Here is a 12739-nt window from a genome sequence, read left to right as displayed (position 1 = left end):
GCGTGCAGGACGTTGGCCCCCACCACCAGGTCGAAGCGGTCAGCGGGGAAGCCCTGCGCGGCCGGATCGGTGTCCAGGTCGAAGCGGCGGAACCGGCAGAACGGGTGCCGGGCGCCGTACTCGCGCTTGCCGTGCTCCAGGAACGCCGCCGACAGGTCCGTGTACCAGTACTCCACGTTCTCGGCGTCCGGGTGCAGCGCCCGCAGCAGCCCCTCGGAGGTGCCTCCGGTGCCGGAACCCACCTCCAGCACCCGCACCGGCCCGCCCCGGCTCGCGAGCAGCTGGCGGACGTGCTCCACCGCGCGGTCGGCGAGCAGGTCGTTGTAGAGGTCGCTGACCGGGTTTCCCTTGTACACCGCGGCCATCAGCGACGTTCCCGAGCCGGGGAACAGCAGGTCGGTGGCCAGCAGCTCACCGCGCAGCAGCTCCGGGTACCGCTCCAGGCAGTGCGCCAGCAGCCGCACGAACACCGCCCCGCCCGGGTGCCGCTCGGCGAGTTCGGCGAACGCGGCGGCGTGGTCGGTGCGGCGGGCGGCGGCGAGCGCGGCCGGGTCGGGCGAGCACCGGCCGTCCCGCTCGGTGAGGCGGCCGCTGCCGGTCAACCGGTCGAGCAGGACGTGCACGAGACGCGCGTAGCGGCCGGTGGTGCCGGTGCGGTCGACGACCTCGGAGGCGGTGGCCGGCCCGTCCCGCCACGCGCCCAGCTCGTCGAGCACCCGCAGCACCCGGTCCAGGGCGGCCTCGGTCATCGCGGCGTCGAGCTCCCGGAAGTCGCCGAGCACGTCCCGCCGGTCCGGGGCGCCGCGCCCGGACGGCGCGCCGAGGCGTTCCAGCAGGGCCGCGGTGCCGGGTACCGCGACCAGCACGGGTTCCGCGCCGCGCAGGCTGCGCCGCACGGTGCGCCAGCCCTGCGACGGGGTCAGCGGGCGGAAGCCCGCCGCGGCCAGGCGTGCCTGGTCGCCTGCTCCGGCGACCGAACCGACCTGCTCCCACAACCCCCAGGCCACGGCGCGGACGCGGAACGGCAGCGCCCCGTCGAGGACGGCGGCGTAGGCGTCGAGGAAGGCCGATCCGGCGGCGTACCCGGCCAGGCCGGGGTCGCCGAGCAGCGACTGCGCCGAGGAGAACAGCAGCAGGTGCTCCACCGGCCGGTCCCGCAGCGCGTCGACCAGGGCCGCGGCCACGGCGGACTTCGCCACCAGGCCCGACCGCAGCGCGTGCTCGTCGAGGTTGCGCACCAGGTGCTCGTGGCGCGCGGCCGCGGCGTGCACCACGCCGGTCAGCGCGCCCCACTCGGCGATCACCTCGTCCAGCGCTCGCCGCAGCTGGTCGGGGTCGGCGGCGTCGGCGCGCAGGTAGCGCAACCGGTCGCGGCCGGCCAGGCGGTCCAGGTGCCGCTGGCGGGCCGGGTCGAGCTCGCCGCGGCCCAGCAGCGCGACCTTCCCACCTTCGCGGAGCAGGCGCTCCGCCAGGTCGAGACCGATGCCACCGGCACCGCCGACGAGGACGTGCACCCCACCGAGGCGGATCGGCTCGCCTCCCGGCGCGTCGGGGGTCACCTCGCGCAGCACCTGGCGGTGGCGGACGCCGCCGCGCAGGGCGGCCCGGACCCCGCGCGCGGCCGGTTCGCGGAGCAGCTCGCGGACCGCGTCGGCGGGGGCTGCGCCGGGATCGAGGTCGAGCACCGGGGCCGCCCACCCGGAGCGCTCGCTCTCCAGACCCCGGGCGTACCCGGCCAGGCCCGCCGGGTACGGGTTGGTGGCGCGTCCGCCGGCCACCGGCCACATCCCGGCGGTGGCGATGCGGCACACCAGGCCGGGCAGGTCGCCGTAGTGGCGCACGAACCGGTGCAGCGCCAGCACCCCGGTGGTCTCGGCGACCCGCACGCGCTGCGCCTCGGTCGCGTCCGGTTCGGGCGCGGCCAGGCCCGTGAGGAAGTAGAGCGTGCCCGGGGCTGGGCAGTCCGCGGCCACCTCGCGCGGCGCGCCGGGGTCGTGCCGGTCCAGTTCCCAGTGACCGGCGGCGATGCGGCGCGTGGCCGCGCCGAGCTCGGCGATCACCGCGCCCTCGGGGTGCCGGGCCGCCAGTTCGCGGGCGATGGGCATCGCGGCCGCGGTGCACACGATCAGCGCGGTGCCCCCGGGTGCGGGCGCGGCGGGTGCGGGTTCGGGTTCCCAGTCCGGCACGTGCAGCGGCAGCGCCCCGGCGGGCACGTCCCCGGGTTCGCCGGTGCCGGGTTCGCCGGTGTTGGGTTCGGCCTCCACCCAGCAGCGGGTCCGGGTGAACGGGTACAGCGGCAGCGCGATCCGGCGTCGCGCGCCGGCGGGGTGCAGCCGTCGCCAGTCCGGGGCCGCGCCGCGCACCCACAGGTCGGCGAGCGCGTCGAGCTCCGCGTCGGCGGGCACGTCCGGGACCGCCGACGAACCCGGCCGCACGGTCCCCCGGAAGGTCCGCTCGTCCGGGTTCCCGGCGAGGAACGCGCGCAGCGACTCGCGCAGCTGAGCGGTCGAGCTGGCGATGACGGCGAGCCGTTCGGGCATCGCTTCGCGGCCGAGCTGGGTGGTGCGGGCGAGGTCGGCGAGCGCCACGGCCGGTGCTCCCGGTGTCGCCGGGGCGAGTGCCGCGGCCAGCTCGCCGAGGGTGCTGCCGACGTCCACGCGCGGGCCCGCCGCGGGCATCCGCGCGTCCAGCGCGCGCAGCTCGGCGGCGTCCAGCCCCAGTTCGTCGAGGGTCGTGGCCGGATCGAGCCGCGCGCGCTCGGGCCCGAGGAGATCCGCGAGCGGTTCCGCCGGACCGGCCGCACCGGTGCCGGCGGTGGCGGGGGTTTCGACCAGGTCGGCGTAGCGCTCGGCGAGCACCCGCAGGTTCTGCGCACCGCGCGCCGACAGCAGCACGAGCTGCGCCCCGGGTTCCTCCTCGGCGGCAGGGGCGGGTGTCGCGGGGGCTTCCTCGACGACCAGGTGGGCGTTGCTCCCGCCCGCGCCGAAAGCGCTCACCCCGGCCCGCAGCGGCCGGTTCCCGCGCGCCCGCCACGGCTGCACCTGCCGCTGCACCCGGAACGGGGAGGACTGCCAGTCGATCTCCGGGTTCGGCGGGTCGGCGTGCAGCGAGGGGACCAGCGTCCGGTGCCGCAGTTGCAGCAGCACCTTGGTGAGCCCGGCGATGCCCGCGGCGGATTCCAGGTGCCCGATGGAGGACTTCACCGATCCGATCGGGAACCGGCCCGGCTCGGTCGCACCGAACGCGCTGCGCAGCGCGTCGAGCTCCACCGGGTCACCGAGCGCGGTGCCCGTGCCGTGGGCTTCCAGGTAGTCGGCGGCCTCCGGTGGCAGGTCGGCTTCCCGCCACGCCCGCCGCACCACCTCGGCCTGGGCGCCGGGGCGGGGGACGTAGAACCCGCTGGCGCGCCCGCCGTGGCCCAGCCCGCTGCCGCGGATCACCGCGTGCACCCGGTCGCCGTCGGCCAGCGCGCGGTTCAGCGGCTTGAGCAGCACCGCACCGGCGCCCTCGCCGGGCACGTAGCCGTCGCCACCCGCGCCGAAGCTGCGGCAGCGGCCGTCGCCGGAGACGAACCCGACCTGGCTCAGGTGCAGGTACTTGTAGGGGTGCGCGGCGATGTTCACCCCACCGGCCAGCGCCACGTCGCAGTCGCCCGCGCGCAGGCTCCGGCAGGCCAGGTGGATCGCGGTCAGCGAGGACGAGCACATGGTGTCCAGCCCGATGCTGGGTCCGCGCAGGTCCAGGAAGTGCGAGACCCGGTTGGCCACCGCCGCCGAGAACGACGTGGGCAGCACCGGCAACCGCGCGGGGTCGTCGAGCCCCAGCAGCTGGTACTGGTTGAACATCACCCCGGCGAACACGCCGACCTCGCGCCCGCCGAGGTCCGCGCGGGTCACCCCGGCGTCTTCCAGGGCGTGCCAGGCGACTTCCAGGAACACCCGCTCCTGCGGATCCATCCCCGCGGCTTCCCGAGGCGTGATCCGGAAGAACCCCGGATCGAACTTGTCCACATCGGACAGGAATCCGCCCCAGCGGCTCCGGGAGCGCCCGGGCGCGCGGTCGGCGTCGTAGAAGCCCTCCAGGTCCCAGCGCTGTGGCGGGATCTCGGTGACGCAATCACGCCCGGCCAGCAGGTTCGACCAGAACTCCGCCAGGTCCTCGGCCCCCGGGTAGCGCCCGGCCAGCCCGATGATCGCGATGTCCTCGCGGCCGGTGACGTCCTCGCGGTCGCCGGTGGTCGCCGGTGGCCGCGGTCCGGGCGCGCGCAGCCGCAACGAGGCGGCCGCCCGCTCCGGATCCCCGTGCAGCACCACGAGTTCCGCGCCGGTGGTCCCGAGCACCCGGCCGACGACGTCGAGGCCGTCGCGGGTCGGCAGCGGCACCTGCCCCTGCGAGCGGAACAGCCGCTCGGTCCGCTCGTCGGTCCGCATCCCCGCCGAGGCCCACAGCGGCCAGGCGATCGAGACCAGTCCCCTGGCGCGGGCGAAGGCGTCGGCGAAGGCGTTCGCGGCCGCGTACCCGGCCTGGCCCGCGTTGCCCGCGACCCCGGTCACCGAGGACATCAGCGCGAAGAAGTCCCGCGGCTCGTGGCGGGTCTCCTCCTCCAGCAGCACCGCGCCGCCGACCTTCGGGGCCAGCACCGCCCGCAGGTCCTCGGCGGTCGTGGTGGGCAGCAGCCCGTCGCGCAGCACCCCGGCGGCGTGCACGACACCGTTGATCGGCCCGAAGCGGTGCCTGGCCTCGGCCACGACCCGCCGCACGTCCTCCCGGTCGGTCACGTCCCCGCGCGCGAGGTGCACGCGCGCGCCGGAGGCGGCCAGCTCCGCCCGCGCCCGCTGGTCGGGTTCGCCGCGGCCGAACAGCACCACCCGGGCCCCGGCGGCGGCCAGCTCGGCGGCGACCGCGCGGCCGATGCCGCCCGCCCCGCCGCTGATCAGGTAGACCCCGCCGTCGCGGGGGGCCAGCGGGGTGGGTTCGGCCGGGCGGTAGCGGCGCTCGTAGCGCTGCTGGCCCTCCAGGCGCACCCACGTCTCGCCGCGGTCGGCGAGCTCCGCCAGCAGCGCCCCGGTCGCGGGCAGCCGCTCGCACTCGACCGCGGTGATCGCGACCCGGCGCTGCTCCAGCGCCGCCGTCCGCGCCAGCCCCGCCACCGTGGCCGCGAGCAGCGGCGCGGACAGGTGCAGGGCGCGGTCCGGGCCCTGCGGTGCGCCGAGCAGCGCCTGGGTCAGGGCGAGGACCTCCGCGCAGCAGCGCTCGACGTCCTCCGCGACCGCACCGGTCCGCAGCGGCCCGAGGTGCACCACGCCGCGCGGCATCAGCTCCTGGTCGGCGAGGGCGGCCAGCACCCGGCTCAGGTCGGCGGCGGAGTCCGCCCGGACCTCGTAGTCCCGGTCGGTGAGCTGGCGGAACCCGGTGCCCGCGCGGGCGGTGATCGCTGCCCGGCCGGGCAGCCGCGCGGCGAGCTCGTCGACGTCGTCCCCGGCGCCCACCAGCAGCAGCGGGCCCGGCCACGGCCGGTCGTGCGGCAGCGGGGCCGGGTGCCACGAGCCGGTCAGCACGGCCGTCTCGGCGCGCCCGGTTTCCGCCGCTGCCCCGGCCGGGGCCCGCGGAGCGGATTCGGCCAGCACGGTCAGCAGGTGGTCGGTCACCTCGTCCGGGGTCGGGTACTCGAACAGCAGCGTCGGGTACAGCTCGACGCCCAGCTCCGCCTCCAGCGCGCGCACGAGCGCCAGCAGCTGCGCGGATTCCAGCCCCGATTCGTAGAAACCGCTGGCCGGGTCGATCTCGGCGCCGGGGTCGCCGCTGACCTCGCGGGCCGCGGCGAGCACCACCTCCCGCACCGCGGCCCGCTCCGGCGCCGCGGTGTCAGCGGGCACCCCGGCAACCCCGGTGTCGGCGATCTCGGTCGCGGGCCGGGCCGGGGCCGGGGTGCCGTCGGCGAGCCGGGTGATCGAGGCGCTGGAACGGACCCGCTTCAACGACAACCCGGTGAACCTGGCCACCAGCTCCCCCTCCGGGTCGCGCAGCGCGATGTCGGCGCGGAACACGTCGTCCCCGCGGGCGGGCCTGGCCCGCAGCTCGACCCGGCAGCGGTCGCCGAGCGGACCGAACACCCGGAACGACTCCACGTGCAGCGGGATCAGGGGCCGCCGCGGCGCGTCGTCGTCGGCGAACGCGAGCGCGTAGGCCTGCATGGTCGCGCCGTCCAGCAGCGCCGGGTGCAGCAGGAAGTCCCCCGCCCCGGCCGCCGCCTCCGGCCCCAGCGCGAGCTCGGCCGAGACCCGGTCGCCTGCCGCGCGCAGCTGCCCGCGGCAGGTCATGAAAGCGCGGTGCTCGATGTCGGCGGCGCGGCCGAGCTCGTAGACCCGCTCGGCCCCGACGGGCGCGCCCACCACCGGCGGCTCCGGGACGTCGTCCGCCTCGGGCGCGTCGCGGCGCAACCGCGCCCGCAGGTGCTCGGTCCACTCCTGGGAGCCGTCACCTCCCGCGCGCCTGCTGCGGGCCGCGACCCGGTACCCGGAGCCCTCCGGTGCCAGCTCGATCCGCACCTCGCGGTCGAACGAGCCGTCGGTCACCGCGGGCTCCACGAACAGCACGTCGCGCAGCTCGGTGCCCCGCAGCGAACCACCGCGCTCCAGCAGCACCCGGTGCACCAGGTCCAGGAAGGTCACCCCGGGCAGGGTGCGCTGCCCGTGCACCCGGTGGTCGTCCACCAGCGGGTTGTCCGCGGCCAGGGTCACCGTGCAGCTGATCGGCCGCGTCCCCATGATCTCCTCCGAGCTCACCACGCCTCACCCGCTCCCGGGAAGCGCAGGTCCAGCCGCGCCGAACGCGGCGCGGCCCCCTGCGGTTGCTGCGGGCACCACCAGAACCGGCGACGCCGGTACTCGGGGGCGGGCAGCGGCACCCGGGCGCCCTCCACCTCCGGCGCGGCGCGCAGCACCAGGTGCGCGTTGGTGCCGCCGAAGCCGAACGCGCTCACCGCGGCCCGGCCCGGCCCCGAATCGTTCTCCCACGGCCGCACCCCGGTCACCGGGAAGAACGGCGACCGGTCGAACGCGAACCGCGGGTTCGGCCGCTCGCAGTGCAGCGTGGGCGGCAGCGTCCGGTAACGCAGGCACTGCACCGCCTTGATCAGCCCGGCGATCCCGGCCGCGCTGAGCAGGTGCCCGGTGTTCGACTTGGCGCTGCCGATCCCGCAGAACCCGCGGTCGGCGGTGTGCTCGCGGAACACCGCGGTCAGGGCCTGCAACTCGATCGGATCACCGATCATGGTGCCGGTGCCGTGGGCCTCGACGTAGCCGATGGTGCGCGGGTCGATCCGCCCCCGCCGCAGCACGTCGGCGATCAGCGCCCGCTGCGCCTTGCCGTTCGGGGTGGTGCGGCCCATCGTGCGCCCGTCGTTGTTCACCCCCGAGGCCTCGATCACCGCGAGGATCCGGTCGCCGTCGCGCTCGGCGGCGTCCAGCCGCTTCAGCAGCACCATGCCCGCGCCCTCACCCGGCACGAAACCGTCGGCCGAGGCGTCGAAGGTGCGGCAGCGACCCGTCGGCGACAGCGCCCCGCCCGCGCTCAGCACCAGGTAGGGCTCCGCGTCCAGCAGCAGGTCCACCCCGCCGGCCAGCGCCAGCTCCGATTCGCCCAGCGCCAGGCTCTGCGCCGCCAGGTGCACCGCGACCAGGGAGGACGAGCAGGCACTGTCGACGACCATGTTCGGCCCGGTCAGGTCGAGGTGGTGGGACAGGTGCGCGGCGATGAAGTTCTGGTTCATCCCGGTGATCGCCTCGCGCCCCAGCGGGCGCAGGTACTCGTGGTAGTTGCCGACGCGGGAGCCGACGAACACCCCGACGGCGCGGCCGCGCAGCTGCTCGTCGGGATATCCGGCGTCGCGCGCGCATTCCACGCCGACCTCCAGGGTCTTGCGCACCAGCGGGTCCAGCTGGCGCGCGGCCTCCTCGTCGAAACCGAAGAAGCCGGGGTCGAAGTCCGCGGCGTCGGTGAGGAACCCGCCCCACTTGCTGATGCTGCGCCCCGCCGAGCCCTCCGGGCAGTAGAGCTCGCCGACGTCCCACCGGTCGGCGGGCACCTCGCCCACCAGGTCCCGGCCGTCGACGAGGTTGCGCCAGAACCGCTCGGGATCGGCGGAACCGGGGAACCGGCAGGCCATCCCGATCACCGCGATCGGCACCGGCCCCTCCCCCGCGGTCCCCGCCGCAGCCGGGCCGGGCGCGGGCCGCACCCGCCCCGGCAACCGTTCACCCAGGGCCGCGGCGAACTCCCCGAGCACCGGGTGCTCCTGCGGCAGCCCCGGGTCGACCGGCACCCCGAGCTCGTCCTCCAGCGCGGCGACCAGCTCGGCCAGCAGCAGCGAGTCCAGGCCGAGGTCGGTGAACGACACCTCCGCGCCCAGCTCGGCCTCCTCGACGCGCACCGTGCGGGCCACCACCCGCCGCAACCACTCCGGCAGCACGGCCCCCGCCGCCACCACCGGGTCAGGTGGTGCCGGGGTCCGCACCGGCGCCTCGGGGCCCAGCCGCAGCTCCGCGACGCGCAACCGGGCCGGATCGGGCAGGCAGGGCAGCAGCACCGGGTGCCCGTCGACGCGCAGCGCAGCATCCAGCAGGTCCAGCGCGTCGCGCGCGGTGAGGTCCGGGACGCCCAGCTCCGCGCCCGCGCTGCCGTGCTCGCGGCCCATCCCGACGTCCCGCCACAGCGGCCACTGCAACGAGCGCACCGCGCACCCGGGATGGTCCGCCTGCGCCTCGGCGAAGTCGTCGAGCACCAGGTTCGCCGCCGCGTAGTCCGCGTGCCCGGCACCGAGCCGGGGCAGCGCCGCGGCGATCGAGGAGAACAGCACCAGCAGCCGCGGCGGCCGCGACCCCAGCGCCGCCCACAGCACCCGCAGCCCGCCCGCCTTGGCCGCGATGATCCGCTCGCGCTCCGGCACCGGCCGGGCCAGCAGCGAACGCGGCGCCTCCAGCGCCCCGGCGCAGTGGAACACCCCGGAGATCCCGCCCGCCGCCGAGCGCACCCCGCCCAGCAGCTTGCGCAGCGAGGCGACGTCGGACAGGTCGTGGGTGCGCACGGTCACCGACGCCCCGGCCGCGATCAGATCGAGCAGCCCGGTCAGCTTCCGCCGCAGGTCCGGATCGGTGTCCTCCGCCGCCGACAGCGCCGCCCAACGGGCCCGAGGGGGCAGCCGGCGGCGGCCGATCAGCACCAGCCGCCGCACGCCGCGCCGGACCAGGTCGGCCGCCAGCAGCAGCCCGATGCCCCCGGTCCCGCCGGTGATCACCACCGCGCCGTCGGCGAGCTGGTCCAGCGCCGAGGGAGCGGCCGGATCGGCCGACACCGGCAGCGCCCTCGGTCCCAGCCGCACACCACCCCGGTAGCGCACCTCGGTCTGCCTGTCGGCGGTGGCCAGCTCCGCGCGCACCACGCCGGCGAGATCCCCCGCCGCGCCCTCGACCTGGATCGTGCGGGCGCGCACCGCGGTGAACTCCGCCGACAGCGCCCGGTAGCAGCCGGCGACCTCGCCCCGGGAGGAACCGCTGACGTGCAGGCAGGCCCGCACGGTCCGCCGGTGGGCGGCCAGCACCTCCGTCAGCAGCGCGATCCGCGCCGCCGCCGTCCCGCCGGGCGCGGCGGCGGGCCAGTCCAGCAGGTCGACCAGGGCCGTGACGGGTGACTCGACCGTCGGCAGCGCGGGCGCGGCACCGTCCTCGACGACCACGGGGACCGCCCGCAACCCCGGCCCGAGCAGATCCGCGGGCAGCTCCCGGCCACCGGGGACCAGCACCAGGCACGCACCGGTCAGCGGCTGGTCCGCCGCCGCGGGGGCGGGCACCCACTCCCACCCGAGCAGCGCGGGCGCGCTCGCCGCGGGCGGCGGCGCCACCGGCTCCGGCTCCCCGACCCAGTGCTGGGTGCGGCGGAACGGGTAGGTGGGCAGCGGCACCACCCGCCCGCCCGGCACCGGCTCCCAGTCCACATCGGACCCGGACATCCACTCGGCCCCCGGGCCCGGCGGCGGTTCCGGCGGCGACCCCGGGTCGAACTCCCGCAACGCCCGCACCAGCTCCTCCACCGCGGACACCTCGAACACGGCCCTCACCGGCAGCGGCGCCCGGCCGCACCGCAAGGTGTGCGCCACCGGCCCCAGCCCCGGTCGATCCGCGCGCTCCAGCACGCCCAGCAGCTCCCGGGCGACCTCGCCCAACTCCTCCGGGGTGCGCGCCGACAGCGGCACCAGCACCCGCCCGCCCTCGGCGGCCTCCGGCCCGTCCTCGACCGCCGGCGGCTCCTCCAGCACCACGTGCGCGTTGCTGCCACCCATCCCGAACGAGCTGACCCCCGCCCGCCGGGGCAGCTCGGTCCCGTCGGCGGCCCGCGGACGCGGCCACCCGGCCCGCTCGACCCCCACCCGCAGCGGAGAACCCGCCAACCGGATCAACGGGTTCAACCGCCGCACCGACCGCGTCCCCGGCAGCACGCCGTGCCGCATCGCCAGCACCACCTTGACCACCCCGGCCAGCCCGGCGGCGGCCTCCAGATGACCGATCACCGGCTTCACCGACCCCACCGCGCAGTGCGGCTCCACCGGACCGGACCGCCCCCACCCGGCGTGCAACCGCTCGAACGCCTCCCTGGCCCCCCGCATCTCGATCGGGTCGCCCAACCGCGTGCCGGTGCCGTGCGCTTCGAGATAGCCGACCGTCACCGGATCGACCTCCGCCTGCTCGTAGGCCGCCACCAGCAGATCCGCCTGCGCCTGCGCGTTCGGCGCCGTCAACGACCGGGACCGCCCCCCGTGGTTGGTCACCGCCGCCCGCACCACCGCGTGCACGTGATCACCGTCGGCCAGCGCCCGCTCCAGCGGCTTGAGCAGCACCGCGCACACGCCCTCCCCGCGCACGTACCCGTCGGCGTCCTCGTCGAACGCGAGGCACCGCCCGCGCGGGCTCAACGCCCCCGTCCGCGCGTAGGCCACGTGCCGCGCCGGATCGCACAGCACGTTCACCCCGCCGACCAGCGCCTGCTCGCAGGCGCCCGCGCGCAACGCCGCGACCGCGTCGGCGAGCGCGACCAACGACGAGGAGCACAGCGTGTCCACCGCGACGCTCGGGCCGCGCAGCCCGAAGCTGTGCGACACCCGGTTCGGGATGATCGACGGCGAGGTCGCCACCGCCGCGTGCGGTTCCTCCCCCACCCGCCCGGCCAGCAGCGCCGCGTAATCGCTGTGGCACACCCCGACGTACACGCCCGTCGAGCTGCCCGCGAGCGCGTGCACGTCCTGGCCGGCGTCCTCGAACGTCTCCCAAGCGGTCTCCAGGAACAGCCGCTGCTGCGGGTCCATCAGCTCCGCCTCGCGCGGCGAGACCCGGAAGAAGGCGTGGTCGAACCGCCGCACGTCCGACAGCAGGCCCGCCCGCGCGGGCGCCCCGGGGTGCTCGGCGGGATCCCACCGGTCGGCGGGCACGTCCCGCACCGCCTCCCCGCCGCCCTCCAGCAGCTCCCACAACCGCGCCGGGGTCTCGGCACCGGGAAACCGGCCCGCCATGCCCACCACCGCGATCCGCCCGGACGAACGCGGCCGCGACCGCACCACCGCCCGCACCGGCTCCCCACCACCCAGCACCCGGGCGATCTCGGCCGCGGTGCGCGCCTGGAACAACGCGCTCGGATCCACCGGGACGCCCAGCCGCGCCCCGGCCTCCGCCGCGAACGTCGTCAGGGCGAAGCTGTCCAGACCCAGCTCCCGCAGATCCTCCCCGGCAGCGACCTCCGCCTCCGGCACGCCGAGCACCTCGGCCAGCAGTGGCAGCACCCGCCCGGTCAGCTCCCGCGCCACCGGCTCCCGAACCACCCGCCGCACCGGCGCCGCCACCCGCTGCCCCCACAGCACCGCGAACGCGCTGCCCGCCCGGACCTGCTTGACCGCCTCGACCCGCGCGATCACCTCACCATCGCCCTCGCGCAGCAGCGTGCAGCGCGTCCGCACCCGCAACCCCGCCTCGAACCGGCACGACTCCAACCGCACCCGCACCGCGTCGCCGATCCCGCAGTTGCCCAGGTAGACCACGTCCCGCTCGACGGTCGCCGCCTCCACCGCCCAGTCCGCCTCCCCGGACCCCAGCAGACCGTGCAGGTGCTCGCGCTCGCAGCGGTCGGCGACGTGCGGGTAGGAGGCGAAGTACAGCAACCCCGCACCGTTGACGTCCACGTACGGGTTCAGCCGGTGCACGCGGGTGTGCAGCGCCGCACCCCGCCCCGCACCCCCCGGCGCCGCCTCCCGGAACTCCCGGTGCAGCTCCCGCTGCTCGGCGGAGGGCTCCCCGGCCGCGGCGACCGGCTGCTGCACCGGCACCCCGGGAGCCAGCACGTTGCCCGCGGAACGGCGCACGAACACCGACAGCAGCCGCGCCCGCACGTGCCGATCCCCCGCGGTCAGCCGCACGTCCCCGGCGAAGCTGTGCGCGTCCAGCCGCGCGATGCGCCCACTCAGCTCGGCCTCATCGCCCTCGGCGAAGCAGCTCAGCGAGTCCGGCGCGCTCAGCCGCACGCGCACGAAGGCGGGCAGCAGCCGCTCACCGTCCTCATCGGTCAGACCGGTCACCGGCAGCCCGTGCAGCGCGCCCAGCAGCTCCCAGTGCAGATCACCCGCGTCCTTGAGGAACCAGTTCTCCGAAAGCCCACCCGCCGCCAGCTGCGGCAGCGCCAGGCGCAGCTGCCTGCCCAT

2 protein-coding genes (1 of these 2 cut by a window edge) are annotated in these 12739 nt (G+C 76.8%); both read right to left on the bottom strand.

Annotated features, from left to right (window positions below):
- Positions 1-6785 carry the 5' portion of an SDR family NAD(P)-dependent oxidoreductase gene (locus tag ACL03H_RS11235; RefSeq protein ID WP_412811103.1) on the bottom strand. The gene continues 6514 nt to the left of window position 1, outside the view, so the window shows 6785 of its 13299 coding nt (coding positions 1-6785); it begins with the start codon at positions 6783-6785; its stop codon lies off the left edge, out of view.
- On the bottom strand, positions 6782-12739 hold the full coding sequence (locus ACL03H_RS11230) for a Pnap_2097 family protein (protein WP_412811102.1): 5958 nt from the start codon (positions 12737-12739) through the stop codon (positions 6782-6784). Before ACL03H_RS11230 ends, ACL03H_RS11235 begins: the two co-directional genes overlap by 4 nt.

It is taken from the genome of Saccharopolyspora antibiotica, assembly GCF_047200635.1.
Lineage (GTDB): Bacteria > Actinomycetota > Actinomycetes > Mycobacteriales > Pseudonocardiaceae > Saccharopolyspora_C.
This window is presented reverse-complemented; position numbering and strand designations above follow the sequence as displayed.

Excerpts from the sequence above, each read along its gene's own strand:
- ACL03H_RS11230 (WP_412811102.1), bottom strand. The coding sequence starts at position 12,739 with ATGGGCAGGCAGCTGCGCCTGGCGCTGCCGCAGCTGGCGGCGGGTGGG.